We start from the raw sequence: 26813 nt of genomic DNA on the forward strand, positions 1-26813 counted from the left end.
TCTCGTACTGTCGGGTCCCGCCGGTCAGGCGGTGACCAGGACGTCGTCGCCCACCACGCGGACCGGGTAGGTGCGGATAACCGGTCGCGATGTGGTGATCGCCGCGCTGCTCGGCGCCGAGGAGTACGGTTTCGCCACCGCGCCGCTGGTGGTCTCCGGCTGCATCATGATGCGGGTCTGCCACCTCGACACCTGCCCGGTGGGTGTGGCCACCCAGAACCCGGTGCTGCGCGACCGCTTCACCGGTAAGGCCGAGTACGTGGTGAATTTCTTCATGTACATCGCCGAGGAGGTCCGGGAACTGCTGGCGCAGCTCGGTTTCCGCACGCTGGACGAGGCCATCGGCCGGGTCGATATGCTCGATACCGCCAAGGCCAAGCAGCATTGGAAGGCGAGCAAGCTCGATCTCTCGCCGATCCTCGACGATGTCGAGACGGCGTTCATGTTCCAGGAGCGGCGCCGCACCAAGGAGCAGGACCACGGCCTGGAGAAGGCCCTGGACAACGAGCTGATCGCGCAGAGCCGCGATGCGCTCGAGTTCGGTAAGCCGGTCAAGATCGATACCAAGATCACGAACGTGAACCGGACGGTCGGCACCATGCTCGGCCACGAGGTGACCAAGCTCTATGGTGGCGCGGGCCTGCCCGACGACACCATCGACATCACCCTCACCGGTTCGGCGGGCAACAGCTTCGGCGCGTTCGTCCCGGCCGGTATCACCCTGCGGGTGCAGGGCGACGCCAACGACTACGTCGGCAAGGGGCTCTCGGGCGGTCACCTGGTGGTGCGCCCGGCGCCCAACGCTCCCACGGAGTTCAAGGCCGACGAGAACATCATCGCGGGCAACGTGATCCTGTTCGGCGCCACCAGTGGCCAGGCGTTCATCAGCGGTGTCGTCGGTGAGCGGTTCGCGGTCCGCAACTCCGGCGCCGTCGCGGTCGTCGAAGGCGTGGGCGATCACGCCTGCGAGTACATGACCGGCGGCCGGGTGGTCATCCTGGGCGATACCGGCCGGAACTTCGGTGCCGGTATGTCCGGCGGTCTGGCGTTCGTCTATGACCCCGACAACACCTTCGGCGGCCGGGTCAACCCGGAACAGGCCGATGCCATCGAGGCGCTGTCAGGTGACGATTTCACCTGGCTGCGCGACATCATCGCCCAGCACCGGGATCAGACCGGTTCCGCTGTGGCCGAACGCATCCTGGGCGACTGGTCGCAGCAGGTGAACCACTTTGTGAAGGTCATGCCGCGCGAGTACAAGAAGGTGCTGCTCGCCATCTCCGAGGCTGAGAAGAGCGGTAAGGACGTCGACGCTGCGATTATGGAGGCCGCTCGTGGGTGACACCCAAGGATTTCTGAAGCACACGTCCCGGGAGTTGCCCGAACGCCGTCCGGTGCCGCTGCGGCTGATGGACTGGAAAGAGGTCTACGAGGAGGGTTTCGCGCACGACACCCTGCAGCGCCAGGCCAGCCGCTGTATGGACTGCGGTATTCCCTTCTGTCACAACGGCTGCCCGCTCGGAAACCTGATTCCCGAGTGGAATGACCTGGTGTACAAGGACCGCTGGCGCGAGGGCATCGACCGGCTGCACGCCACCAACAACTTCCCGGAGTTCACCGGGCGGCTGTGCCCGGCGCCGTGCGAGGCCTCCTGCGTGCTCGGGATCAACCAGGATCCGGTGACCATCAAGCAGGTCGAGGTCGAGATCATCGAGAACGCCTTCGACGAGGGCTGGGTCGCGCCGGTGTACCCGACCCGGCTCACCGGTAAGAAGGTGGCCGTCGTCGGTTCCGGGCCCGCGGGCCTGGCGGCCGCGCAGCAGCTCACCCGGGCCGGTCACACCGTGACCGTCTTCGAGCGGGCCGACCGCATCGGCGGCCTGATGCGCTACGGCATTCCCGAGTTCAAGATGGAGAAGCGCTTCATCGACCGCCGCCTGGCACAGATGGAGGCCGAAGGCACCATCTTCAAGGCCGGGGTGAACGTGGGCGTCGATATCACCGCCGACGAACTGCGTGAGCGGTTCGACGCGGTGGTTCTCGCCGGTGGCGCCACCCAGGCCCGCGACCTGCCCATTCAGGGCCGCGAGCTCGACGGTATCCATCAGGCGATGGAGTTCCTGCCCTGGGCCAATCGCGTCCAGCACGGTGACCCGGTCACCGACGAGCAGGGCCTGCCGCCCATCCACGCGCACGGCAAGAAGGTCGTCATCATCGGCGGCGGCGATACCGGCGCCGACTGCCTGGGCACCTCGCACCGGCAGGGCGCGGCCAGCGTCCACCAGTTCGAGATCATGCCGCGTCCGCCGGAGGAGCGTGCCGGTTCCACCCCGTGGCCGACCTACCCGCTGATGTACCGGGTGTCCTCGGCGCACGAGGAGGGCGGCGAGCGGGTGTTCTCCGTGAATACCGAGCGTTTCGTCGGTGCCGACGGCAAGGTGACCGGGCTCGACGCGCACGAGGTGAAAATGGCCAACGGCCGGTTCGAGAAGGTCGAGGGCACCGAGTTCACCCTCGAGGCCGATCTCGTCCTGCTCGCCATGGGCTTCGTCGGCCCCGACAAGCCCGGCCTGCTCACCGATCTCGGCGTCGGCTACGACCAGCGCGGCAACGTCCAGCGCGATAAGAACTGGGCCACCAACCTCCCCGGCGTTTTCGTCGCCGGCGATATGGGCCGCGGTCAGTCCCTGATCGTGTGGGCCATCGCCGAAGGCCGCGCCGCCGCGGCCTCCGTGGATGCCTACCTGGAAGGCGAGACCGCCCTCCCCGCTCCCATCCCGCCCACGGCCGTCGCCCAGCGATAACCCACCGCCGCAGGCAAAGAACCATTCGAAAGGCCTCGCCGGACTCCTCGGAGTCCGGCGAGGCCTTTTCGCGTCGCCGAAACCCCACCCCTCTAAGGCAAAGTCCCTCCCACCTCCACAAAACTGGCGGCGAGGAAGGTGTGGCTCTATTGTTATCCCCGGTGTGTCTGAGCATCGGATCGTGACCCGATCGTGTACTTGTGACGCGTGGCTGTTGTTCACCTGTTACACACGGCGGCGACATCGGCCGGGTTCAGCATTTCGGCGACGTAATCAGGAGCGTCCCATCAGGGACCCGGGTCGACTGGAGCAGAATGCAATTCAAGAGGGTTGCCGCGGCGCTGGGTGCCTGCGCGGCTGTTGCGTCCGGATTGGTTTTCGGTGGTTCCGCGGCGAACGCCGCACCCGGTTGCCCGAGTCTGTATGTCGTGGCGATCCCCGGAACCTGGGAGACCGGCCACGACAAGCGTCCGTCACCGGGCATGCTGGCCGAGGTGACCGACGGTCTGCCCAGGTCCGCCAAGGTCGACTACGTCACCTACGCCGCCACCGCGTTTCCGTGGGAGGGCGATGTCTACGGTGCGTCCAAGAACGAGGCCGTGACCAATGCGCGTGGCATGATCTCGGCCATGGCGGAGCGGTGCGGCGCCACGAATATCGCCATCATCGGCTACAGCCAGGGCGCCGACGCGGCCGGTGACCTCGCCGCCGAGATCGGCACCGGCCTCGGTGCCATTCGCCCCGAACGGATCTCGGGCGTCGGCCTGATCTCCGATCCGCGGCGGGCGCCCGCGGATATCCAGGTCGGTCCGGCCGCTCCCGGCGCCGGCGCCGGCGGGCCGCGTGTCGGCGGGTTCGGCTGGCTCAGCGACCGCACCCGCACCGTGTGCATCCCCGACGATCTGTATTGCGCCACCGCGCAGGATGATTTCGTGACCCGCTTCGCCGGTTTCCTCGCGCAGAGTTCGGACCCCAGCCCCGCCAACATCTGGCGTTACCAGATGGAAGTGGGCGCGATCGTCAGCGACCTGATGTCACAGGGCGGGCTGCCGACCCTGCAGGCCCAGCTCTCCGATGGCGCCAACGAACAGCGGGTCAAGGATCTCGAGACCTTCTACCGGTCCGAATCGCATGTTTCCTACGGCAGCTACCGGGTCGGCAACGGCCAGACCGCGCTGTCCTGGATGCATAACTGGATCTCGGATATGGCCTGATCAGCGCGAGATATTGCGGGGCAGCAGTTCCCAGACGTGTCCGTTCTCGTTCACGGTCGCCGCGCTGCGGCGGCCGGTGCGCGAGAACAGGATACGAGTGATCGAGCAGTAGTCGATGGGGAAGGTCAGCGGCCGGTCCAGGCCGAGGATCTCCTGCAGCGTGATGTTGATGACGCCGCCGTGGGCGAACACCACGACGGTATCGCTCGCGGGGGTGGTGGACGCGATCTCGGTGACCGCGTCCCGCACCCGGTCGCGGAACGCGTCCTCATCGACCGGTGGCGGCAGATAGCCCGCCTTGATCCGGTCGTAGGTCTCCCGGAATTCGACCTTGGCATCCTCGATGGGTATATACGAGGGCAGGTCGCGGTCGTATTCGGCCAGTCCGTCGACGGTCTCGATCGCGAGTCCCAGATCGGCGGCGGTCCGGGCCGCGGTCTCCTGCGCGCGCCGCTGGGGGCTGCTGACCACTCGGACGATCCGGTGCTGTTTCAGGGCGGCGGGTACTCGCTCGGCCTGTTCCACGCCGATCGGTGAGAGGCCGGGGTCGGCGGCCGTCCCGGCGTTGTCGACCCGCAGGGGCTGGGCATGGCGAACGAATATCAATTGCACGGGTCCACTCTGCCGCATCGTCCCCCGGCTCTCCGCATGAGGTCTGGGCAGCTCACAGCGGTCCGGAACGGCAACGGCCCGGCGCGCCGCAGGGCGGGCCGGGCCGTTGGAGTCCGGGGTATCAGTGCCCCGACGGCGGGTACGGCGGCTGGCCACCCTGCGGGGGGTAGGGGTTGTTGGGGTCCGAGGGATATCCGCCCTGCTGTGGATATCCACCCTGCTGCGGGTACCCGCCTTGCTGCGGGTAGCCACCCTGCTGGGGATATCCGCCCTGTGGGTAGCCGCCCTGCTGGGGGAATCCGCCCTGACCCGGCTGCGGGAACTGACCCGGCGCGTTGTTGTTGCTGCTGCTCTTCTTGCGCGCCAGCAGGATGACCGCGACGATCACGACCACGACGAGGACGCAGCAGATGATGCCGACGATCCCGAAACCGCCACCCTTGCTCTTGCCTTTCTTGCGGGCGGCCTCCAGATCGGCCACCGACGCGAGGACGTCGGTATGGGCCCAGGTGGAAAGATCCACCTGGCTCGCGTGGGTCAGCAGGTCTACGTAGCTCACAATCAGTCCCCGTTCCGAGAAGTGGCGACCCCTCCTCCTGGGGCCGAAGTCATATCACCGTACTTGCCGGACGGCCGGTACGAAACCTCGACGCTTCCCAGCCGGTCACCGTCGGCGCACGAGCGGGAAGAGTTGCGTCTCGCGGATCGGGCGTCCGGTCAGCATCATCATCACCCGGTCCACGCCCAGGCTCAGGCCGCCCGTCGGCGGCATGGCGTATTCCAGTGCGCACAGGAAATCCTCGTCCGGTTCCACCGTGACGGGTCCGCCGTCGGCGGCGAGCCGCGACCGTTCGGCCAGGCGGCGCCGCTGCTCGACCGGGTCGGTGAGTTCACTGCGGCCGGAGGCCAGTTCGATTCCGTGCGCCACGAGGTCCCAGCGCTCGGCCAGCGTCTCGTCGTCGCGCCGGCTGCGGGCGAACGGCGAGACGCCGGCCGGGAAGTCGGTGTAGAAGGTCGGTTCGAGAGTTGTTTCGACCACCAGTTTCTCGTACAGCGCGTAGGCTACCCGGCCTCGATCCCAGCCGGGCTGATACGCGATATCGGCCTTCTCGCACAGTTCCCGGAGATCGGCCAGTTCGGTGCGCGGCGTGATGTCCGCGCCGATCTCCTCGGCGAGGGCCCGGTACATCGAGCGCACCCGCCATTCGCCCGAGAGGTCCACGGCCTCGAGTGCGTCGTCGTCCTCGGTCGGGCGCATCGCGATGAGGGAATCGTTGGCCGCCAGCGCGGCCTGCTGGATCAATTGGCGGCACAGGGTCATCGCCCGCCGGTGATCGCTGTGCGCCTCATAGGCTTCCAGCAGGGTGAATTCCGGTAGGTGCCGGAAGTCGGCCCGGGTGTTGCGGAATCCGGGACCGAGCTCGAAGACCTTCTCCACACCGCCGACGCACAGCCGTTTCAGCGCGAGACCGGCGGAGACCCGCAGGTGCAGATCGGTGTTGTCGGCATCGAGATGCGTTCGCAGACCACGGGTGAACGCGCCGTCGCGGCTGCTGCGCAGAACCGGTGTGGTGACCTCCAGGAAACCGCAGTCGTGCAGGGTGTCGCGCAGTGCGCGCACCACCGCGCTGCGCCGTGCCAGCAGACCCCGGGCATCGCGGTCGGTGATCAGATCCAGGTAACCGCGCCGCATCCGGAGTTCGGGATCGGTCAGGCCGTGCCATTTATCGGGTAGCGGGCGCAGGCATTTGCCGAGCATGCGCCAATCCGCGACCAGCAGTGATAATTCGCCGCGCCGGCTGTAGCCGAGCTGGCCGCTCACCGACACCAGGTCGCCGAGGTCGACCAGCTCGCCGAATTCGGCACAGCGTTGCGCGCCCAGCCGGTCGCGGTCGAGCAGCAGCTGGATATCGCTGGTCCAATCGCGTACCACCGCGAACATCACGCCACCGCAGTCGCGTAGCCGCAGCAGCCGGCCGGATACGCGGACCGTGGTGCCCCGCGGGACCCGCCGCGCGGCGGCGACGGTGTGGGTCGGTGGGAACGGTAGCGGATAGGGGTCGATATCGGCGGCGGCCAGCCGGTCCAGTTTGCCGGTCCGCACCCGCACCTGTTCGGGCCGCGGGTCGCGGGCGGTGCCGGCGGCCGGATCGGCGACGGTCACCGTGGCGGCGGGGTGGGTGGCGGCGGTAGCGGGCGCGGTCGGATGGGTGCCGGTGAAGGTGAACGCCGTGTTCTTCCGGCCGAATCGGGGCAGTAGACCTTCGGCGGCTCCGGCGGCCATCGCGATCGCCGGTAGCGCGCGACGGTCGGCACACACCACATAGCGGGGCATCCACTGCGGGCTGTATCGCGCGCTCGCCCGGTGCCATTGGGCGAGCTGCCACCAGCGCGAGTACGCCAGCGGCATGGTGACCGCACAGCGCGCCGGTGCCACCAGCCGGCCCGGTATCGATCGCAGGCCGCGGGCCCGGCCGGGTGCGCTCGTGTGCCCGGCGGCCTCGAAAACCGAGCGGTACAGGGTGAAGTTGAGCGAGATCCGCTGGATACCGTGTTGTTCGGCATTCAATGCCAGTTCGGCGATCAGGAGGTCGGTGACCTCCTCGGTGGCGCCGGGGGCCCGGCGGATCAGTTCGAGCGTCATCCCGGTGTGGCCCCACGGAACCAGCGAGAGCATCCCGAGCACCTCGCCGCCGGCGTCCACCGCCTCGACCAGCAGACAGTCGCCGTCGCGGCGGTCGCCGATCCGGCCGAGGGGGAGCGGATAAGCGCGTTCGGACTCGCCGGACTGCCAGAGTTCGGCGGAAACGGCCAGACGTGCCAGCTCGGCGGTGGGTATATCGCGCTGCCGGCGGACCCGGACGGTCACTCCTTGTTTGCGCAGGCCGGTGACCACGCCGCGAACCGGCTGCAGTTCCGGTGCGGCCAGTGAGAAGGTTCTGACGTCGAGCACCGCCTCGGCGCCCGCCGGGATGACCTCGAACCCCGCACGCCGGTAGATCGGCGCGGCGGCGTCGCTCGCGCCGAGCACCGCCGGGGTCCACCCGAACCGCCGGGCGTGACGCTGCCAGGCCTCGACTGCCTGCGGCCAGCTGTCGCGGGCGCCCACGGGATCGCCGAGAGCCAGGCAGATACCGTATTCGACGCGGTAGCCGACGGCGGCGCGTCCGTTGGGGCCGAAGATCGCCGAGCGGTCCCGCCGGGTCGCCGGATAGTCGGTCGATCCGCCACCGTCGGGGCCGTCGAGCAGGGCACGTAGGGCGGATTCGTCGCTCTCGGCGAGGGCGTACTCCTCGCGGCGGGTCCGGTTCAGCACGAAGGCGGTGGCGCCGAGGACGACGGCACCGAGCAGACCGATGGCGAACTGGATCTGGAAGGGGGGTGCCCCGCCGAGAGATTCGGTGCGCAACACCGGGTTCACCGCGAGCGCGGCGATCACCCACCGCACCCGCTCCGCCCCGGATACCAGCGATCCCGGAAAGGCCTGGACCAGGCACCAGCCGGTGAGAGCCGCCGCGACCCAGCCCGCGATCAGCGTCGTCGCCGCGGGACGAAGCGAGCAGCGCCGGATCCGCGCGGCGAATCGCGCCCGGCTCGCGAACAGCACACCGAGGGCCAGCAGATGCGCGAGCAGCGCCACCGCGGCATGACGATCCTGGTGGCGAACCATATCGGTCAGATTCACCGGTACCCAGCTCATCAGGTACAGCACCAGCGCCCACCAGGCCGGGCGTTTGCGCCGCGCGAGCCCGACGGCCGTCGTCGCGGCCAGGGCCGCCCACAGCAGACTGGTGGCGGGCGCGCCGAGATAATAGTGGTCGAGGTAGCGTCGGGGCACGCCCAGCAGGCCGGACAGTGCGGGCGAAGAACTCCACAGCAGGCACGCCGCGGCGAGCGCACCCGAAATCAGCGCTGTGACGCGCGGTATCGCGCCGAACCGCCCGGGTGTTCTGGATCGTCCCGGTGTTTCGAGGTGTGGCGGTTCCTGCGTGGCTATCACGGCTCCAGTCTGCCGCTCGGAGTCACCGAATCAGCGCTGTGGCCCGGCGTGTTAGCACCATATCGGGCCGGAACTGCATGTATTCGCCTGCGCGCGGGCACGGTTGGCCGATATGGGAAACGATGCCCCGGGCGTGGCGCGCCTTCGCTCGCGAAATGCCGGATATGTCTGGTTGTTCGGAGTGTTCGCGTGCCGCGCCGGTGCTACGCCCGGCCCGGTCGGTGTGCCCGGCGACCGGGGGAGTAAGCATGTGACTATGCCGGATCCAATCGATGTGCCGATCGACGATGACGCCATACGGCTCGGGCAGTTCCTGAAACTCGCCAACCTCATCGAATCGGGGTCGGAGGCCAAAACGGTCATCGCGGCCGGGCTCGTCCGGGTCAACGACGAGGTCGAACTGCGCCGCGGGCGCCAACTCCAGGTGGGCGATATCGTCGGCCTCGCCGGACGCCTCGCCCGGGTGAGCGGCGGATAGCCCGGATCACCCGGACCGATCGGATCAGGCCCGCGCGCGGACCACGATGCCGTCGTGATCGCTGTAGAGCATCTCGCCGGGGTTGAAGGTCACGCCACCGAACTCCACCGGGACATCCTGCTCGCCGCTGCCCGTCTGGGTGCTCTTGCGCGGGTTGGTGCCCAGCGCCTTGAGCCCGATATCGAGTGTGCGGAGGATGGCCGAATCGCGGACCGCGCCGTTGACCACGACGCCGGCCCAGCCGTTGTCGACCCCACGTCCGGCGATGATGTCGCCCACCAGCGCGGTGTGCACGCTCGCGCCGCCGTCGACAACGAGCACCCGGCCCTCGCCCGGTTCGCTCAGGGTCTGCTTCACGAGCAGATTGTCCTGGAAGCAGCGGATGGTGGTGATCGGCCCGGCGAACACCGGACGGCCACCGAACTGGATGAACTGGGTATCGCAACTGCGGATATCGGGTCCGATCTCGTCGGCGAGATCCGCGGTGGCCACCTGCTGCTCTGAATCGGTCACGTTCCCGATTGTGCCGGTCGCGGCGCGGCATGCGTCGGCGACCCCCCGCGCCCGCGTGCTGTTTCCGCGTCAGCTGCGATAGCGCAGGTTGTACAGGTCACGATCTTGCCGGGAGAATTTCTGCCGGTCGACCACATCCGGGTCCAGGCCGTGCTGGACCATCCGGTAGCGCCGCCACACGTAGGCGAGGGAGATCGCGAAGATGATCAGTGGAACGATCATCATCACGATGATCCCGATCTTGAGTGTCATCGGGCCCGGGAACAGCAGGATCAGCACGAAGAACGGGATGATGGGACCGATGAAGCGGATCAGGTAGCGCTCCATGGCCCCGTGGCCGCAGAGATCCTCGACGACCCACTCGTGCAGCTCCGCGGGAAGTTCGCGGCCCAGATCGTAGGCGATCCGTTGCTTGAAGGTCGGCTTCTTCATAGCTCCAGGCTATGCCTGTGTGAAATCACTCACCAGGGGTTGTGCATCGCTTTGTGGACGGTCAGGCCCGGCCGTGCCGCGATTCGTAGGCCAAGCGCTCGGCTTCGGCCCGCCGACGTACGTCGATATCGGCCAGTTCCGGGTCCATCCCATGCTTGACCAGCCGGTTCCGCCGGAACACGTAGGTCAGCGCGACGGTGAAATAGATCAGCGGCAGCAAGAGCAGGCCCATCATCGACAGGCCTATCCACAGCGGTCCCGGGACCAGCAGGAACGGCAGCAAGACCAGCACGATCGGAACCAGCATCCGGAACAGATACCGGCGGGTCGCGCCGGGGCCGGTGAGATCCTCCAGCACCCAGTCCGAGTACTCGGACGGCAGGGTGCGGCCACAGATGTACCCGATCCGCTGGAACGGATTGGGAGAGGCAGCCCCGGCACGCATGACCACAGGCTATCCGCTGATCGCCAGCGATGCCGCCAGCCCGAACGTCACCGCCATCACCGCGACCTCCAGTACCGCCCGCCGCAGCGACGCGTCCGCCGGCAGCCGGTGCCCGCCGGCCGCCACCACCCAGGTTCGGCGCCACCACCAGCCCAGTGCCAGCAGAACGGCGAGCAGCAGGGTCTTGGCGAGCATGATCCGCCCGTAGCCGGTGGTGAAGAACGGCGCGATCCCGCCGAGCCGGACCAATCCGTTGAGGACACCGGTGACCGCGATCGCCGCGACCATAGGCATCGCGATCGCGGAATAGCGCGGGAGCGCCGAGGCCCAGCCCCCGCGGCCGCGCACCACCAGCGCCAGCGCCAGCAGCAGGCCCAGCCACATCGACGCGGCCAGCGCGTGCACCCCGGCCAGCATCGAACCGAACGCCTGTTGCGACATATGCCCGGTGATCGGGCGCAGGGTCACGGTCACCGCCGCGAACACCAGAACCAGATCGGGGGTGCGCTGCCGCGGCAGCCGGTAGGCCAGCGCCGCGTAGCCCGCGATCGCGGCGGTGCCGAACAGGATCGCGATACCGATCTGACCGCCGCTGATGCGCGTCAGATAGGTCCCGAAATCGGCCGGGCTCAGCCCGCCGGCGCCGGTGCCGGCCACCTCACCGGCGGCGAAGACCAGCACCGCGAACTCCAGACAGCACCAGAGGCCGGCCAGCGCGGCCAGTGTCCGCCACGGCACCTCGAACCGGCCGTCCAGCCGCGGCAGCGCGGTCAGCCCGAGGACGGCGGCGCCGGCCATATCGGCGCCGAACCGTACCGTCGCGTCGGCCGGGACGTCGTCGCCGAGCGCCCAGGCCAGCAGCACCCCGAGCAGACCCGCCGGAACAACGAACAACAGGCGGGCCCGCCGGTCGGGCCCGCTCGGGGTACCGCTACTCACCGCTCGTTCTTGCCCTTGCCCGGGTTCGAGCCGAAGAGGGCGAAGGCCAGGCCACCGCCGAACAGGACCAGCGCACCGAGGATGTACACCCAGACCGGCACACCGCCCCCGGAGCCGTCGTCGGATCCGGTCGCGTTCGCCGCCGGGCCCGGGGTCCCGGTGCCGGGGGTGCTCAGGGTGAAGCTCTGCTCGCCGTCCACGACATGCCCGTCGGCCGAGGTCACCCGGTAGGCCATCCGATAGACCCCGGCCGGGCCGAGTTCGCCGACCTCGACGCTGATATCGCGGCCCGCCACGACCGGATCACCCTTGGACCACAGGTTGCCGTCCGGCCCCACCACGGTCATCGCGGGGAAATCGGGCTGGAGCGGTTCGTTGAAGGTGATGGTCGCGCGGGCCGGACCGGTGTCGACGGTCGCGCCGTCGGCCGGGTCGCTGCCCACGACCGTGGAATGCGCGGCCGCCGGTCCGGCAGCGAGGACCAGGCCCAGGCACAGCAGCCCGGTCACCAGTGCGGCCAGTCGCAGTATCCGCGTCATCGCCGGCTCCGGAGCACCGCGCCGACACCGGCGCCCAGGGCCAGCGCGCCCAGGGCCAGTCCGATCCCGCCGAGCCAGCGGGCGGTGGTATCGGATTCGCTCGCGGTATCGGCCGTATCGCCGGCCTGGTCCCCGTGGTCGTGACCCGAATCGTGGCCACCGTCGGCCGTCAGCGTCACCACCGGGGCCGGATGATCGACCGAATCGTGGTCGCCGGCCTCGTTCCAGCGCACGACCTTGCCGTCGCTGTAGGTCTGCTCGGCCGGGAAGCTGAGGGTCTCGGTTTCCGGGAACGGGCCGAGCGAGACCACGAACCGCTGGAACTCGCCGGGGCGGATACCGGGCGAGCCCGGTGCGGCGGTCCAGGTGACGGCCGTGACCTTCTCCTGGTCGTCGCGGTCGACCTTCGCGGTCCAGCCGGGCAGCGGTTCGGTACGCGCCGAGGTGAACTCGGGGACGGTGATCTTCACCGAGGTGGTGCTCGCGGTATCCGATTCGGTCGGCACGCTGAAGGTCGCGACAGCGGACCGGCCCGGTGCGGCGTCCGGGGCCGAGACGGTGACATGGGCGGCGGCGGTGCCCGCGCCCGCCAGGACGAAGCCGGCGGCGAGGGCCGCGGTCAGACCGCGGCGCAGGGCAGGGGAATACCCGTGGTGGGGCATGGGTCGAAAACTTTCTCTCCGAGGGAAATGGGTGCGTCGGTACCGGTGCGCGCGGGCGGCGCGCGTGGTCCGGACGCTCCCCTCGGAGCGCGGTGACCCGGAGTCGCGGGAGTCGTCACCGCGAGGAGGCGAGGCGCCCAGGCAAGCGGGCGCGGTGGCTCGAGCAGCACCCGGACAACCGCCGAGGCGATCCGGTACAGCTGTTCGGCCGCGATGATGGCGGCCGCGCAGAGCAGCGTCGCGATCAGATGCGCGGCCACCATCACCGATCGCGGTTCCGCCGTCGCGGTGTGGTGCCCGGTGAGACCCGTGAGCGCCCAGTGACCGATTCCCTGGCCCATCGTCAGGGGGAGCAGAACACCGATGCCCGACGCGGAACGCGAATGCCACCGTATGTTCCCGGCGGCCGCACCGGCCGCGAATCCACTCACGACGGCCGTGAGCAGCAGTAACGCCATCCCTTCCGAGGCCGGGTACCCGCCACCCGCGGCGCCGTGGGCGGCCAGGGCGAGAGCTCCGGTCGCCGCGCCCACCACAGAGCCCCGCAGTGGCGCGGCAGCGGTGGACGTGGGCATCGCGGTCTTTCGGAGAGATCCGGCTCACCGTGCCCGGTGAGCCGGAGTGGACTGGGCACCGTCCATCGTGGCCGACCCGCCCGCACACCCCGCACCCGGGCCACCTCAGGGCCATACCGAGTTCGGGGCGGGGTCTACATCCGGTCGTGAAACGCCGAGCCGGTCGGTGCCGGATCCGACGAGGTCCGGGTCAGGCGACGCCGAGACGGGCGAGCACGTCCGCCTCGATCCGGGACAGTTCGGTGCCGATCGAGGTGTGCACCGAACGCCGCCGGGCGGCCGGCAGCTGATCGGCCGTACGCACCGCCGCGGACAGCGCCTCCAGCCGGCCCCGGGTGGTCCCGAGGAACTGCTGGATGTCCTTGTCCTTGCCCGCGTTACCGTTCGCGATCTTGTCCAGCGCCGCCTCGGTGTTGGCGATCCGCGCCTGCAACCGGCCGCCGTGCCCGGGGTAGTCGCCGAGCTTGTCCACACCCACTCCGAGACGACGGGCCCGGCGGGCGTCGAGCTGCCCGCGCAGATAGGTCGCGCCGCGGTAGGCGAGCGGAGCGAGCACCGGAACCAGCACCCGGGCCACCCCGATGTACTTCTTGACCTGGCCGGGGCTGAACGGGTCGCGCTCGGCGCGGGCGGCGGTCTTGAGCGCGGCCTTCTCTTCGGCCTGCAGCGCGGCGATCTGGGCCTTGGCGACCTTGCGCTGGGACCGGGCGTCCGACCGCTGTTTTCTGCGTTCGTTCTTCGCGCCGAGTTTGGCCTCCATGGCCGCCTTGTGCTTGAGAGCCTTGGCCTCGGCCCGTCGACTCGGCCGCCGTTTGCGCTTGGTGAACAACCCCATCGAAGGCCCTCCGTCATGCTGGTTCGCTACGGCGATACGACACGTGCACCGCACCGTTCACCCGTGTCACACGGTTCGCCGACACCCTATCGGTTTCCGGCCCCAACCCGCGACAGACTCCGCCCGGCCGGCACCCGCGCCGGGAGCGCCCGGGTGCTCGATTGGCGGGAGTGTCGGGGGCAGGGACCATACTGCTTGCGTGCAACCGGGCTCTCTCGACCGAGAAGACGACGCCGCCGCCGAGAGCGAGCGGCGCGGATTCCCCGTGCTCACGGGGCAGATCACCGCCGCGGGTGACAGACCCGCGTTTCTCGACGCGAGGGGTCTGATCGGTTGTCGCCACCGTCTCGGCATGGACGCCGCGTACCCGGAGATGCTGGCCGAGGTTCGCGAGGACGCCGGGGTACAGCAGCGCCGGGCCGCCGCCCAGGCGCACCGGGAACGGGTCCGTGACACGCTGGTCGCCGCCGACCCCGCGAGCTGGGTCGTCATCGATCCCGCGCTGTCCGCCCGGGAGCGGGCCGAGGCCACGCTGCGCGCCTTCGAAGCGGGAGCCGCGCGTATCTGGGGTGGGTTGCTGCCCCAGGAATCCGATACCGGCCGCCGCGGCGGCGCCGAGATCTTCCTGCGCGACGAACGCGGCGGCTATATCCCGGTGATCGTGGTCAACCACAAGGTCACCGATCCGCGTCGTCCCGCCCCCGCCGAATTCCATCCGCTGACCTCGGATCTGCTGCGGTGGCATCCCGAACCGGACCGCGCCCGCAAACTTCGCCAGCAGCCCCGCGATCAGCAGCGCCTGGCCCACGTGTACCGGATGCTCGAGCGGCGGGGACTGGCGCCGTCCACCCAGGTGGGCGGGGTCATCGGGTTCCATTTCGACCGGATCCTGGTGCACGATCTGCGCCCGGTCCTGCCCGACTACGACGCACGTTATGCCGACCGGATCGCGGTGGTCCGCGGGCAGGCGCGGACCGTGCCCTCGAAGGTTCCCGAATGCCGTCAATGCATCTGGTGGACCCGTGGCTCCGACGGCGGCTGCCAGGCCTGGCTCAACGAACACCGCGATGTGAGTGTGGTGGCGCCCGGTTCCCGGGCGGAGGTCCTGCGCGGCCACGGCGTCCGGACCATCGACGAACTCGCCGCCTGGACCGGCCCCGAGCCCGAGGACTGGCAGCACGGCCCGTTCGAGGAAACCGTGGTCACCGCCCGCGCCTGGCTGGTCGGTGCGCCCCTGGTGCGCCGTTTCGACAAGGTCTGGGTGCGGCGCGCCGATGTGGAGGTGGATGTCGACCTGGAGAGCTACCAGGAGGACGGCGCCTACCTGTGGGGGACCCTGCTCGACGGGGTCTACCGGCCGTTCGTCACCTGGGATCCGTTGCCGACCGAGGACGAGGGGCGGTCCTTCGCGGAGTTCTGGGTGTGGCTCATGAGTATCCGGGCCGGGGCGGAGGCGGCGGGCAAAACCTTCGCGGCCTACTGCTATTCGCGTTCGGCCGAAGACAAATGGCTCTACGAATCCGCGCGCCGGTTCGCCGGGCGGCCCGGGGTCCCGACCGAGGCCGAGGTCACCGGATTCGTCGACTCCATCCAGTGGGTGGATATGTTCCAGGCCGTCACCGATCAGTTCATCTGCCCGAGCGGTAAAGGACTCAAGAAGATCGCCCCCGTGGCCGGATTCGCGTGGCGCGATCCGGAGGCGAGCGGAGAAGCGTCGATGAGCTGGTACCGGCGCGCGGTCGGCTACGACGACACCCCCGATCTCACCCAGCGCACCCGGTTGCTCGAATACAACGAGGACGATGTGCGCGCGACCGCCGTGCTGCGGGAATGGATGAATCCCACCATCGTGCGGGAGCACTGCGCCGAACGTGAGGTGCCGGCGCTGAGCGATTTCGCCGCCGCCGCGGGAACCTCGCCCGACCTGCGGACGAGCCGCGCGCAGGCTTGATTACCATTGTCCACCGTGACTGAGCACGTCGAACAACTCGAGTTCCAGGCCGAAACTCATCAGCTGCTCGAGCTGATGATCCACTCGGTCTACTCCAACAAGGACACGTTTCTGCGGGAGCTGATCTCGAACGCTTCCGACGCGCTGGACAAACTGCGGCTGGAGTCCTATCGGGACAAGGATCTGCACGTCGATACCGACGACCTCCATATCGAACTGGAGGTCGACAAGGATCAGCGGATCCTGACCGTCCGGGACAACGGCATCGGAATGTCGCGCGCCGAGGTGGTCGATCTGATCGGGACCCTGGCCAAGTCCGGTACGGCCGAACTCCGCCGCAAGCTGAACGAGGCGAAATCCGATGCCGCAGCCGAAGAACTGATCGGCCAGTTCGGTATCGGCTTCTACTCGACCTTCATGGTGGCGGACAAGGTCGTGCTCACCACGCGTAAGGCGGGCGAGAACACCATCACGCGCTGGGAGTCCGAGGCCGGGTCCGGCACCTACACCATCGAAACCCTCGACGAGGGCCCGCAGGGGTCGTCGGTGGCACTGCATCTCAAGCCGGCCGACGCCGAGGACCACCTCTTCGACTACACCCAGGAGCACAAGCTCCGCGAGATCGTCAAGAAATACTCGGATTTCATCGCGTGGCCGATCCGGATGCAGGTCGAGCGCACGGTGACCGAGGGCGAAGGCGAGGACCAGGAGGAGAAGACCGTCGTCGAGGAGCAGACGCTCAACTCGATGAAGGCCCTGTGGACCCGTCCGCGCGGTGAGGTCTCCGAGGAGGAGTACCACGAGTTCTACAAGCACGTCAGCCACGCCTGGGACGAGCCCTTGGAGACGATTCCACTCAAGGCCGAGGGCACGTTCGAATACCAGGCGTTGCTGTTCCTGCCCTCGCAGGCGCCGTTCGACCTGTTCACCCGGGAGCACAAGCGCGGTGTGCAGCTCTATGTGAAACGCGTGTTCATCATGGACAGTCGGCTCGGCCTGCGCGGAGCCCTCGATCCGGCCGATGATCCACTCCAGCACGCGGGAGTTCTCACCGAAGCCCGGCCACAGGAAGCGGCCGTCCTCGCCGCGCCGGAACCAGTTCACGTAGAAGATCTTGGGCAGCTTGGTGGCGTCGGCGTTCTTGCCGAGGTTGATCCAGTGGCCCATGTAGTCACCGACGTGGTAACCCATGAACGGCAGCATGGCCATCGGATCGCGACGCACGGTGCCGACCTTGCCCTCGGCGGCCGCGGTCTGCTCCGAGGACAGGGTGGCACCCATGAAGACGCCGTGCTGCCAGTCGAAGGATTCGGTGACCAGGGGAACCGTGGTCTTGCGGCGGCCGCCGAAGAGGATCGCCGAGATCGGCACACCCTTCGGGTCGTCCCATTCCGCGGCCAGCGTCGGGCACTGCGACATGGGGGTGCAGTAACGCGAGTTGGGGTGCGCGGCCAGGGTCTCGGTCTCCCGCAGGTACCAGTCGTTGCCCTTCCAGTCGATGAGGTGATCGGGCTCGCCCTCGAGGCCCTCCCACCAGACATCGTTGTCGTCGGTGAGCGCGACATTGGTGTAGACGGTGTTGCCCGCCTCCAGGGTCTCCATCGCGTTCGGGTTCGACGAGCGGTTGGTGCCGGGCGCGACGCCGAAGAAACCGAACTCCGGGTTCACCGCGTACAGCCGGCCGTCCTCACCGAACCGCATCCAGGCGATATCGTCGCCCAGGGTCTCGGCGCGCCAGCCGGGAACCGTCGGCTGGATCATCGCGAGGTTGGTCTTACCGCAGGCGCTGGGGAACGCGGCGGCGACGTAGTGGGCCTTGTTCTCCGGGGAGATGAGCTTGAGGATCAGCATGTGCTCGGCCAGCCAGCCCTCGTCGTGGGCCATGGCCGAGGCGATCCGCAGCGAGTAGCACTTCTTGCCCAGCAGCGCGTTGCCGCCGTAGCCGGAGCCGTAGCTCCAGATCTCGCGGTCCTCGGGGAAATGCGTGATGTATTTCGTATCGTTGCAGGGCCACGGCACATCGGCCTGGCCCTCGGCCAGCGGCGCGCCGACCGAGTGCAGTGCCTTCACGAACGAGCGATCGGTGCCGAGCGTATCCAGCGCGGCCTGCCCCATCCGGGTCATCACCCGCATGGAGACCACCACGTACTCCGAGTCGGTGATCTCGACGCCGAGTTTCGGATCGTCGGCGCCCAGCGGGCCCATGCAGAACGGCACCACGTACATGGTGCGGCCCTTCATCGAGCCCCGGTAGAGCTCGGTCATGGTGGCCCGCATCTCGGCGGGATCGACCCAGTTGTTGGTCGGCCCGGCGTCGGCCTCGGACTTGGAACAGATGTAGGTGCGCGATTCGACCCGGGCCACGTCGGAGGGGTCGGATAACGCGAGGAACGAGTTCGGCTTCTTCTTCTCGTCCAGCTTCTTGAACGTGCCCGCCTCGACGAGCTGCGTGGTGAGCCGATCCCATTCGGCATCGGAACCGTCCGCCCATACGACTCGATCCGGCTGAGTCAGTTCGGCGACCTCCTGAACCCAGGCGAGCAGTTCGCTGTGTTCGGTCGGCGCGGTGCCGTCGGATCCACGAAGACCGGGAATGGTCGCTGAGGTCATGAAAACTCTCCTGAAATGGGCGGCACCGATGCCTCCGCCCTGGCCCTTGGGCCCGTGACCAGCGCGAAAACACCTAGCGCCACCATTGGCGGGTGAGGCGCCCGCTACGGCCCGTCGGGTGTACTCCCGGGTACCGGAGGTACACCAAGGGCGAAGCGGACGCCCAGGTTCCTGTCTAGAGGTTAACGCGGTATTGCGGCCCCTATGGAATCGGGTTGCCGATCAATAGGGGTGGACAAACTATTTTCCGGAATCACCGGCCCAACGCTCGAGTATCTCCCGGTCACGGGCACAAGCGGCGAGCCGGCCGGGCTGTCCGGAGGTGGCGCGCCGCAGTGCGGTCTCCAGTTCGGCCACCCGTCGATCGACATCCAGCATATGCGCCGCGGCGCTGCGAACCATCTCGTCCGAAAGCTCCGATTCGGTCTCGACCAGCGCGGTAACCGCCCGCTGCTCCAGTTGGGCCTTCACGTTCGCGACCGCGTCGGCCACCCATTGCCGCAGGTGATCGCGGTCGGCGAGCTGGCCGCGGGCCCGCACCACCCACGCCGCGGCGCCCGCGCCGAGCAGCAGCGTCACCGGGATGGTGGCCACATCCAGAGCCGGGACCAGGGCCAGCGGCGATACCAGGAGGCGGCCCAGACCGACACCGGCCGAGGCACCCAGGACGATCATCAGGTGATCTTCGACACCCCGGCCCCGGGGTTGCGGATCCGGGCCGAGTGTGGGGGCCGGATCGTGGCGCTGCGGTGGCGCCCCCACCGGCCCGGCCGAGCCCGGCGCGGGGGCGGCCGCGGCCCGGGCGCGCAGTTCGGTGAGCCGGGCGTCGATATCGAGGTCCACCGCCGCGGTCAGCTGGTTCACCGCCGAGCGCAGCCGGTCGGGGAACTCCGGGCGGCCCTTACGGTCCAGCCGGTCGAGTTCGGCGCGCGCCTCGGCGTGCAGCGTCCGTACCCGCGCACCCACCTGGGTCAGCAGGTCCACGCGCGCGAGATTGAGCTGGGCCCGCAGATTGGAGACCGCGGCCGCCCGGCCGCCGTCCCGTTCGGCGAGCAACCGGGCCCGTTCGGCTCGCAGCATGTCGGTCTCGCGCCCGGAGCGCAGTGTCTGCTCCTCTTGCACGATCCGCTCCCGGGTATCGGCGATCACCTGGGCGGCCGCGGTCCGGCGGCGCGCGTCCGCCGTGGCGCTGTCGGTGGTGAGCGCGACCAGTCGCGCGTGCAGGCGCCCGAGCCCGGATTGATCGAACAGGGCCGAATCGGCGGAGGTCCGGGCGGCCAGGGCGAGCCGCGCCGATACCGGCACGATCTCGCACGGCGTACCGGCCGCCGCGACGAGTTCGGCGGTACGGTCGCGGGCCAGTTCCCAATCGCGATGCGCGTGCGTGCCGTTGAGCACCAGCAGCACCCGCGCGCCGCGGTCGTGCAGCCGGCGGACGATATCCAGTTCCCCGGCGCCGATCACGACGCCCGCGTCCAGGACCAGTAGTACGACTCCGCCCGGCGAGACGGCGGGTTCGGCTTCGGGGGCGCTCAGCTCCACCCGCGGCTCGATCCGGGTCAGTTCGGTCCGCAGCAGCACGGTGTTGGCATCGTCCGGCCCGATCAGCGGAACCGGCGCGGCGACCCCGGCCGCGGTCGATACCGCCAGCAGCGCCGCGCCCTGCGGATTCCACCGCTCGACCACCGCGAGGACCTCGCCGGGCAGCGAATCGACAACCCGCGCCGCGGCGGGCCCGGTGCCCGGCCCCGCCTCCGGGCCGGACACCGGCGCGGTATCGGACCGCCCGCGGGGCGCCGCACCGCCGGCGGGTCTGTCAGAGTCCGACACTGCTCATCCGCTCCCACATCCGGACGTAGCCGTTGTGAACCCTGATCGCGGCCCGGCGCGCCGCCGGTGACATCTCACCGGATGCGACCGCCCGCCAACGCACCGCCCGGGCCAGCGCGTCGTCGGCGTTCTCGGGCTCGGGCCGGGGGTAGCCGGCGGCCAGATGCGCGACCTCGGGATCGGCAAGGCCGCCGCACAGCGCGAGCCAGCGGGCCTCGTCGGTGTCGAGGTATTCGGTGATCAGTGCCCGGGCCCGGCTCCGGTCGTGCGGCACCGCCCGTGCCGACAACCGGGTCAACTCGTCGACGAGAACCCCGGCCCGCCGGGATATCGCCTGCTGGTAGCGCACGCCGAGCAGTTTGGCCACCGGTTCGACGCCGCTGACGGTGTGCAGGATTTGCAGCACGGTCTGCGGGGAGAGGTCGGGTTCCCGGTCCAGGGCGGCCAGCGCGCACCCCAGGCCGTGCAGATCCCATCGCTCCAGCAGGTCGGCGCGTTCGGCGGTATCGGTTCCGGCGGCCGGGGAGAGAAAGGAATCGGCGGAGACGGCGAGCGCGGCCCCGGTGTGGGCATGGCGGCGTAGCAATTCCAGATCGCCTTCGCGCAGCGCTCCCGAAACGGTCCGCGCGGCCAGCGACCCCACCATCGGGAAGGCCGGCAGCCCGAACTGCCGGGAGTACCGGTCGGCGGCCTCGACCGCGTCGGCCCAGCCGGTGCCGATCGCGTCGGCCTTGTTGACCACCACCAGCGACCGCTGCGGCGTCAGCGTCGCCAGGACCCGGCGGTCACCCGGTGAGGGGGTGCTGGCGAGCACGTAGACGACGATATCGGCGTCGAGCACCGGGTCGGGGAAACCCGGCTCGTCGACGGGTGCGGTCTCCACTCCGGGCTGCAGCCCCAGCGCACGGGCCACGGTGGTCCGGCCCGCCCGGGCGCGCCCGGCGACCTGCGCCCGCGGCAGCGTCCGCCATCGGCCCACCGCCGCCTCGATCCCGTTCGCGATTCCGGTGTCGGCGCCGTCGCCCATTCGCAATGCCGAGATCATCCGGTCCAGCGGATCCGCCGCCCCCACCTCACGCATATCCCGTCCGCTCCCTCGATCACCGCACCGCCGCGTATCCCTCGGTCCGGTGCGCATTCTGTCAGAAGACCGCCCCGGGCGCGCCGGGTGCAGACCGGTCTCGTCCTACCAACCGGTAGGCCCCCGGCGGTCCGCTGCGGGCCACAGTCGGGCATGCGGGACAATAGGGCTGTGAACGACGCCGTGCACCCCAGCTCCGAATCCGTTCCCGTCGCGGTGACGGCGGACGCGGGCGGCTCCGCCGGCGCCGCGAATCCGCGGCGGCTGGGCGCCGGATCGCGGCTCTACCCGCGGGTCACCAGTTTCCGCTCCCGGCGCGGCGCGCTCACCCCGAATCAGCAGAAATCCTGGGACCGCACCTGGCCGGTGATCGGCCGGGAAGTCGCGGACGAACCGTTGGACACCGACGCCTGGTTCGGCCGGCACGCACCACTGGTCATCGAGATCGGCTGCGGAACCGGTACCGCGACGGCGGCGATGGCGCAGGCCGAACCGGATATCGACCTGATCGGCATCGAGGTCTACCAGCCGGGATTGGCACAACTCGTGCAGCGGATCGAACGCGAGGAGATCGGTAATATCCGGCTGCTCCGCGGCGATGCGGTAGATGTGCTGGAGAACATGATTGCTCCCGGGTCGCTGACCGGGGTACGCGTGTTCTTCCCGGACCCCTGGCCCAAGGCCCGTCACCACAAGCGCCGGCTGCTGCAACCGGCGACCGTGGCGCTGATCGCCGACCGCTTGCGGCCCGGAGGTGTGTTGCACGTCGCCACCGACCACGCCGGCTATGCCGAGCACATCGCCGAGGTGGGTGCGGCCGAACCCCGGCTGACCGGCCTGAACGAGACGACCGGCGGGGTGAGCGCCGAGCACCGCGATTCGGCGCCGATCGGATTCGAACGTCCGGTCACCAAGTTCGAGAGCAAGGCACATCGCGCCGGTAGCGCGATCAACGAGTTCATATGGGGCAAGATCGAATGATGAGCGTCAGTGAGATGGCCCCGGCCGGCGACGATGTTGCCGGAAGTCTGCACGAATCCGGCGGCGAGACGGCCGGAGCCGACGCGGACGGATTACGGCGGGTTCTGCTGGTCTGGGACGCACCGAACCTGGATATGGGTCTGGGCGCCATTCTCGGCGGCCGCCCGACCGCCGCCTATCGTCCGCGCTTCGACGCGCTCGGCCGCTGGTTGCTGGCGCGCACGGCGGAACTGTCCGCCGGCGAGAAGCAGCGGGTGGAGCCGGAAGCGACCGTGTTCACCAATATCGCGCCCGGTACCGCCGATGTGGTGCGGCCGTGGGTCGAGGCACTGCGCAATGTCGGATATGCCGTATTCGCCAAGCCCAAGATCGACGAGGACTCCGACGTCGACTCCGATATGCTCGGCCATATCGAGCAGCGCACCCGAGGCGCCGGGCTGGCCGGGATCATCGTGGCCTCGGCCGACGGCCAGGCGTTCCGGGAACCGCTCGAGCAACTGGCGACCGAGGGCATTCCGGTTCAGGTACTCGGCTTCCGCGAGCACGCGAGTTGGGCCGTAACATCCGATACCCTCGAATTCGTCGACCTCGAGGACATCCCGGGAGTATTCCGTGAACCGCTTCCCCGGGTGAGCCTCGACTCGTTGCCCGACGAGGGTGCCTGGCTGCAGCCGTTCCGGCCGCTGTCGGCGCTGCTCACCTCTCGCCCCGCACAAGGAGTCGCTTAAGTGTTCACCCGCTGGGGCGATCTGGTCTATCGACTGCGTTTCGCCGTTATCGGAGTGGTTGTCGGGGGCATGCTTGCCTTCGGCGCCTACGGTCTCGGGCTGGCGGATCACCTCAGCTCCAGCGGGTTGTTCGATCCGGGTTCGGAATCGGTCGAGGCGGCCGAGATCTCCGACGAGGCGTTCGGCCGCAATCATGACGCGGATGTGCTGGTGCTGTACACCGCGCCCGAGGGGCAGACGATCGATTCCGATCCCGCGTTCCGGGACAAGATCGTCGACAACCTGAATCGGCTCCCCAAGGAACACCCGGAGCAGATCGCCCGGGTGAAGGGCGCGTATTGGGACACCGAGACCGGCGACGCTTCGCCCGCGGTATTCGGTTCCAAGGACAAGACGAAGACCTTCGCCTCCGTCGCGATCGTCGGCGACAACGACGACGAGATGGTCCGCAACTACCGCGAAGTGAAAGACGTCTTCTTCATCGACGGGGTGGACGTCCAGGTCGCGGGCCTGCAGCCGGTGGCGGGCACGCTCAACGACACCATGGCGCACGATACGAAGCGGATGGAACTCCTCGCCATCCCGGCGGTCGGCGTACTGCTGTTCTTCATCTTCGGCGGTGTGGTGGCCGCCGGTCTCCCGCTGATCGTGGGCGGTCTGACCATCCTCGCCGCGAACGGCATCCTGATGATGGTCACGAAGTTCACCGAGGTGAACACCTTCGTCGGCGCCGTGGTGTCGATGATCGGCCTGGGCCTGGCCATCGACTACGGGCTGTTCATCGTCAGCCGGTTCAGAGAGGAACTGGCCGAGGGTTACGACACCGCGGCCGCGGTCCGGCGTTCGGTACAAACCGCCGGACGGACCGTCGTGTTCTCGGCGACCATGATCATCGCCAGCCTGGGCGGCCTGCTGCTCTTCCCGCAGGGCTTCCTGAAATCCATGGCCTACGGCACCATCGCCACCGTCGCCGTGGCCGCACTCGCCTCGATCACCCTGCTTCCGGCCATGCTCGGTGTGCTGGGCCGGCGCGTGGACATGCTCAGCTTCAAGAAGATGCGCAAGACCAAATCCGCGGAGGAGGTCGAGTCCAGTATCTGGGGCCGGATCACCACCTGGGTCATGCGGCATCCGCTCAAGATCGCCATCCCGATCTGCGTCGGGCTGCTGCTGCTGATCATTCCGGTGAAGAATCTGGCCTTCGGCGGTATGAGCGAGAAGTACCTCCCGCCCGACGCCGCCGTCCGGATCGCGCAAGAGGAGTTCGACCAGACCTTCCCGCTGCGCCAATCCGACCCCATCCAGCTGATCTTCATCAGCGAGAAGAGCTCCTCCATCGGCAAGATCCTGAAGGAGATCGACAAGGCGCCCGGCCTGGCCGATGCCGGTGGTTTCGCGGTGCCGGCACAATCCCCGAACCGCCCGGACGTGTACCGCACCGAGGCCACGCTCCTGGACTCCGACGACTACCGGCCGACCGTGGACTATCTGCGCGCGATCGAGGTCCCGGACGGGGTGACGATGCTGGTCGGCGGGCAGCCGACGCTCCAGGGCGACAGTATCGACGCGCTGGTCGACCGGATCCCACTGATGATCGCCGTGGTGCTGCTGGTCACCACCGTGCTGATGTTCCTGACATTCGGGTCCCTGGTGCTGCCCATCAAGGCGGCCCTGATGAGCGTGCTCGGCCTCGGCTCGACGCTGGGCATTCTGACCTGGATATTCATCGACGGTCACGGGGCGGGTCTGCTCAATTTCACCCCGCAGCCGATCATGTCGCCGGTGCTGGTGCTGATCATCGCGATCATCTACGGCCTGTCCACCGACTACGAGGTCTTCCTGCTTTCACGGATGGTGGAGGCCCGGGCCCAGGGCGCCTCGACCACGGAGGCGGTACGGATCGGCACCGCGCATACCGGGCGCATCATCACCGCCGCCGCGCTGATCCTGCTCGTGGTCACCGGCGCGTTCGCGTTCTCCGATCTGGTGATGATGCAGTACATCGCCTACGGCATGATCGCGGCGCTCATCATCGACGCGACCATCCTGCGCATGCTGCTCGTCCCGGCGACCATGAAACTGCTCGGCGACGACTGCTGGTGGGCACCGGCCTGGATGAAACGGATCCAGCAGCGGATCGGGCTGGGTGAGCCGATTCTCGCCGACGAACGTCCCGGCGGCGGCGATCTGGTCGACCTCGTGAAAACCACGCCGGTCACCGATCCGGTCACCATGACCATGCCTGCGCTGGCTTCGGAGAAGCAGCGCAGGACCCCGGTGCTCAAGCGCTCGCGCGAGGAGATCGAAGCGGCCGCACCCACCACACATCTCGAAGCCCTGTCGAAGGGCGGCCGCAAGGGCGGCGACAAGCCACGGTCGGAGGATCCGGCGCCCGCGGCGCCCCCGCAGCCGATGCCGACCCCGCCCGATCCGACCCGCCCGCGCGCGAATCCGCCGGGAGCCGGCGATTCCGGCCGGGGCGAGGGTCCGCCGGCCGCGGGCCGTGGCCCCCGGCCGGGCGAAGGTCCCCGGCCGCCCGCCCGCGGACCGCAACCGTTCGACGAGAATTCCCGGATGGGGCGCGGCGGACCACAATCCGGCCCCACCGGCCCGAATCCTCCCAGGCCACCGGCCCCCGGCCAACCCGGTCCGCCCGCACCGGGCCGATCCGGGCCGCCGAATCAACCCGGCTCGCAGGCGCCGGGCCGCAGCGGGCCGCACGCCCCGGAGCGCACCGCGCCGGGCAGTCGGCCGCCGGCCGGGCCGCCCACCGGCCGGCCGGGTTTCGCGACACCCACCCTGCGCGGGATGTTCGCCTCCGAACCGACCGACGAGGACGACGGGCCGAACGCCGGTGGCCGCACCGTGTATCCGGGTGCGGCCGATCAGCTGCCGGTACCGCCGACTCCGCAGCAGGCCCGCCTCGGCGGCGCCCGCCAAGCGCCGCCGGAGGGTACGCCGCAACAGCCGGGCCGGCCCGCCGGCCCGGCCAGGCCGATACCACCGCGCCCGCCCGCGCCCGAAGGGCGTGCTCCGGCCCGGCCCGGCCCGCAACCCGCCGGCGCCGGACCCGACCAGGGTCTGCGCCGACCGCCGGCACCGCCGCGGCGTACCGGGCCGGCTCCGGCTCCAGGACAGCAGGATCCCCGCTCGCCCCAGGACCAGGGTTCACAACCCCGTCCGCTGCCGCGGGTATCCAATCCCGGCGCGAACCCGGCCGGACCGGCCTCCGGGTTGCCCGAACTTCCCCGGCGCGTCCCGGGAGCCCAGCCGCCGGAGATGCCGGGCCGGTATCCGCTGCCCGAACCACCGACCCGGCCCGCGCAGCGGCCCGCGCCTCCGGCGGCGCGGCCGGACAGTCTCGCGGAGCAGTCCGCGGGTTCCCCGCAGGCACAGCAGAATCCGGACGGCCGGGAACGCAACAGCATCGAATCCTGGATGGCCGGGCTGCGTTCGGCACGACGTCAGCAGGCCGGTACCCCCGGCGACGACACCGGCCGGCACCAGCAGAACGAGGGCCGGTCGGTCAGCGTGAACGAACTGCTGCGCCGACGCGAGCAGGACTGACGAACGCGGGCCGCCCT

General features: G+C 69.3%; 20 protein-coding genes and 3 pseudogenes. 9 read left to right on the forward strand and 14 right to left on the reverse strand.

Annotated elements, in window-relative coordinates:
• Positions 1–79: 79 nt before the first annotated feature.
• The 3 genes and pseudogenes from ACWDU1_RS04260 to ACWDU1_RS04270 all read left to right on the forward strand — a co-directional run.
• Positions 80–1342 (forward strand): annotated as a pseudogene (locus ACWDU1_RS04260) (GltB/FmdC/FwdC-like GXGXG domain-containing protein); the annotation flags it as partial.
• Positions 1335–2804, forward strand: coding sequence for a glutamate synthase subunit beta (locus ACWDU1_RS04265; protein ID WP_449995830.1), 1470 nt, complete (start codon positions 1335–1337; stop codon positions 2802–2804). The pseudogene ACWDU1_RS04260 and the gene ACWDU1_RS04265, both read left to right, overlap by 8 nt.
• A 314-nt stretch (positions 2805–3118) precedes the next feature.
• Positions 3119–4018, forward strand: coding sequence for a cutinase family protein (locus tag ACWDU1_RS04270; RefSeq protein WP_449995831.1), 900 nt, complete (start codon positions 3119–3121; stop codon positions 4016–4018).
• Here ACWDU1_RS04270 and ACWDU1_RS04275 read toward each other — a convergent pair whose 3' ends face one another.
• The 3 genes from ACWDU1_RS04275 to lysX all read right to left on the reverse strand — a co-directional run bounded on the left by ACWDU1_RS04275 (position 4019) and on the right by lysX (position 8630).
• Entirely contained in the window at positions 4019–4630 is a 612-nt protein-coding gene (locus ACWDU1_RS04275) for a histidine phosphatase family protein (RefSeq protein ID WP_449995832.1), read from the reverse strand.
• 121 nt (positions 4631–4751) lie between these two features.
• The gene (locus tag ACWDU1_RS04280; RefSeq protein ID WP_449995833.1) at positions 4752–5189 is read right to left on the reverse strand and encodes a hypothetical protein; all 438 of its coding nucleotides are present in this window, start codon (positions 5187–5189) and stop codon (positions 4752–4754) included.
• Between the two features lie 105 nt (positions 5190–5294).
• On the reverse strand, positions 5295–8630 hold the full coding sequence (lysX, locus tag ACWDU1_RS04285; protein WP_449995834.1) for a bifunctional lysylphosphatidylglycerol synthetase/lysine--tRNA ligase LysX: 3336 nt from the start codon (positions 8628–8630) through the stop codon (positions 5295–5297).
• A 256-nt stretch (positions 8631–8886) separates the two neighbouring features.
• Here lysX and ACWDU1_RS04290 point away from each other — a divergent pair, with 256 nt between their 5' ends.
• Complete coding sequence (locus ACWDU1_RS04290; RefSeq protein WP_449995835.1) at positions 8887–9108, forward strand: RNA-binding S4 domain-containing protein; 222 nt, start codon at positions 8887–8889, stop codon at positions 9106–9108.
• Positions 9109–9132: 24 nt separating this feature from the next.
• Here the strand turns inward: ACWDU1_RS04290 and rraA are convergent, their stop codons facing one another.
• The 8 genes from rraA to ACWDU1_RS04330 all read right to left on the reverse strand — a co-directional run bounded on the left by rraA (position 9133) and on the right by ACWDU1_RS04330 (position 14048).
• Positions 9133–9621, reverse strand: coding sequence for a ribonuclease E activity regulator RraA (gene rraA / locus ACWDU1_RS04295; RefSeq protein WP_449995836.1), 489 nt, complete (start codon positions 9619–9621; stop codon positions 9133–9135).
• 69 nt (positions 9622–9690) lie between these two features.
• Positions 9691–10053 (reverse strand): DUF5313 family protein, encoded by a 363-nt coding sequence (locus ACWDU1_RS04300; RefSeq protein ID WP_449995837.1) that lies wholly within the window; start codon positions 10051–10053, stop codon positions 9691–9693.
• A 61-nt stretch (positions 10054–10114) separates the two neighbouring features.
• Positions 10115–10498: a DUF5313 family protein gene (locus ACWDU1_RS04305; RefSeq protein WP_449995838.1), complete on the reverse strand. Its 384-nt coding sequence runs from the start codon at positions 10496–10498 to the stop codon at positions 10115–10117.
• A gap of 9 nt (positions 10499–10507) precedes the next feature.
• Entirely contained in the window at positions 10508–11437 is a 930-nt protein-coding gene (locus tag ACWDU1_RS04310) for a CopD family protein (protein ID WP_449995839.1), read from the reverse strand.
• Positions 11434–11976: a copper resistance CopC family protein gene (locus ACWDU1_RS04315; RefSeq protein WP_449995840.1), complete on the reverse strand. Its 543-nt coding sequence runs from the start codon at positions 11974–11976 to the stop codon at positions 11434–11436. The genes ACWDU1_RS04310 and ACWDU1_RS04315 overlap by 4 nt, the downstream gene beginning before the upstream one ends.
• Positions 11973–12638: a YcnI family copper-binding membrane protein gene (locus ACWDU1_RS04320; protein ID WP_449995841.1), complete on the reverse strand. Its 666-nt coding sequence runs from the start codon at positions 12636–12638 to the stop codon at positions 11973–11975. The genes ACWDU1_RS04315 and ACWDU1_RS04320 overlap by 4 nt, the downstream gene beginning before the upstream one ends.
• Positions 12596–13213, reverse strand: a complete 618-nt coding sequence (locus ACWDU1_RS04325; RefSeq protein WP_449995842.1) for a hypothetical protein — start codon at positions 13211–13213, stop codon at positions 12596–12598. Before ACWDU1_RS04325 ends, ACWDU1_RS04320 begins: the two co-directional genes overlap by 43 nt.
• Before the next feature lie 190 nt (positions 13214–13403).
• The gene (locus ACWDU1_RS04330; RefSeq protein ID WP_449995843.1) at positions 13404–14048 is read right to left on the reverse strand and encodes a DUF6474 family protein; all 645 of its coding nucleotides are present in this window, start codon (positions 14046–14048) and stop codon (positions 13404–13406) included.
• A gap of 280 nt (positions 14049–14328) precedes the next feature.
• Here ACWDU1_RS04330 and ACWDU1_RS04335 point away from each other — a divergent pair, with 280 nt between their 5' ends.
• Together ACWDU1_RS04335 and htpG are read left to right on the forward strand one after the other, a co-directional pair.
• Complete coding sequence (locus tag ACWDU1_RS04335) at positions 14329–15999, forward strand: TM0106 family RecB-like putative nuclease (RefSeq protein ID WP_449995861.1); 1671 nt, start codon at positions 14329–14331, stop codon at positions 15997–15999.
• A 15-nt stretch (positions 16000–16014) separates the two neighbouring features.
• Positions 16015–16986, forward strand: a pseudogene (htpG, locus tag ACWDU1_RS04340) (molecular chaperone HtpG); the annotation flags it as partial.
• Here htpG and ACWDU1_RS04345 read toward each other — a convergent pair.
• From ACWDU1_RS04345 to ACWDU1_RS04355, 3 genes and pseudogenes are all read right to left on the reverse strand, one after another.
• Positions 16983–18609: pseudogene (locus ACWDU1_RS04345) on the reverse strand (phosphoenolpyruvate carboxykinase (GTP)); the annotation flags it as partial. The pseudogenes htpG and ACWDU1_RS04345 overlap by 4 nt on opposite strands.
• 240 nt (positions 18610–18849) lie before the next feature.
• Positions 18850–20439 carry a hypothetical protein gene (locus ACWDU1_RS04350; protein WP_449995844.1) on the reverse strand — a complete coding sequence of 530 codons (1590 nt, stop codon included), beginning with the start codon at positions 20437–20439 and terminating at the stop codon, positions 18850–18852.
• Complete coding sequence (locus ACWDU1_RS04355) at positions 20426–21520, reverse strand: hypothetical protein (protein ID WP_449995845.1); 1095 nt, start codon at positions 21518–21520, stop codon at positions 20426–20428. Before ACWDU1_RS04355 ends, ACWDU1_RS04350 begins: the two co-directional genes overlap by 14 nt.
• A gap of 153 nt (positions 21521–21673) precedes the next feature.
• On the opposite strand from ACWDU1_RS04355, the gene trmB reads away from it, so the two are divergent.
• From trmB to ACWDU1_RS04370, 3 genes are read left to right on the forward strand one after another with little or no spacing between them, the layout of a single operon-like run.
• Positions 21674–22501, forward strand: coding sequence for a tRNA (guanosine(46)-N7)-methyltransferase TrmB (trmB, locus tag ACWDU1_RS04360; RefSeq protein ID WP_449995846.1), 828 nt, complete (start codon positions 21674–21676; stop codon positions 22499–22501).
• Positions 22501–23229, forward strand: a complete 729-nt coding sequence (locus ACWDU1_RS04365; RefSeq protein ID WP_449995847.1) for an NYN domain-containing protein — start codon at positions 22501–22503, stop codon at positions 23227–23229. The genes trmB and ACWDU1_RS04365 overlap by 1 nt, the downstream gene beginning before the upstream one ends.
• Positions 23230–26796 carry an MMPL family transporter gene (locus ACWDU1_RS04370; protein WP_449995848.1) on the forward strand — a complete coding sequence of 1189 codons (3567 nt, stop codon included), beginning with the start codon at positions 23230–23232 and terminating at the stop codon, positions 26794–26796. It abuts the gene before it with no gap.
• Positions 26797–26813: the final 17 nt, after the last annotated feature.

The organism is Nocardia sp. NPDC003345 (genome assembly GCF_053589395.1).

What these genes read in the sequence shown, in the direction of transcription:
- ACWDU1_RS04355 (WP_449995845.1), bottom strand. Translation starts at nt 21,520, where the DNA reads ATGCGTGAGGTGGGGGCGGCGGATCCGCTGGACCGGATGATCTCGGCA.
- ACWDU1_RS04365 (WP_449995847.1), top strand. Translation starts at nt 22,501, where the DNA reads ATGAGCGTCAGTGAGATGGCCCCGGCCGGCGACGATGTTGCCGGAAGT.
- ACWDU1_RS04315 (WP_449995840.1), bottom strand. Translation starts at nt 11,976, where the DNA reads ATGACGCGGATACTGCGACTGGCCGCACTGGTGACCGGGCTGCTGTGC.
- ACWDU1_RS04270 (WP_449995831.1), top strand. Translation starts at nt 3,119, where the DNA reads ATGCAATTCAAGAGGGTTGCCGCGGCGCTGGGTGCCTGCGCGGCTGTT.
- ACWDU1_RS04330 (WP_449995843.1), bottom strand. Translation starts at nt 14,048, where the DNA reads ATGGGGTTGTTCACCAAGCGCAAACGGCGGCCGAGTCGACGGGCCGAG.
- ACWDU1_RS04290 (WP_449995835.1), top strand. Translation starts at nt 8,887, where the DNA reads ATGCCGGATCCAATCGATGTGCCGATCGACGATGACGCCATACGGCTC.
- ACWDU1_RS04325 (WP_449995842.1), bottom strand. Translation starts at nt 13,213, where the DNA reads ATGCCCACGTCCACCGCTGCCGCGCCACTGCGGGGCTCTGTGGTGGGC.
- ACWDU1_RS04305 (WP_449995838.1), bottom strand. Translation starts at nt 10,498, where the DNA reads ATGCGTGCCGGGGCTGCCTCTCCCAATCCGTTCCAGCGGATCGGGTAC.
- ACWDU1_RS04300 (WP_449995837.1), bottom strand. Translation starts at nt 10,053, where the DNA reads ATGAAGAAGCCGACCTTCAAGCAACGGATCGCCTACGATCTGGGCCGC.
- trmB (WP_449995846.1), top strand. Translation starts at nt 21,674, where the DNA reads ATGCGGGACAATAGGGCTGTGAACGACGCCGTGCACCCCAGCTCCGAA.
- ACWDU1_RS04320 (WP_449995841.1), bottom strand. Translation starts at nt 12,638, where the DNA reads ATGCCCCACCACGGGTATTCCCCTGCCCTGCGCCGCGGTCTGACCGCG.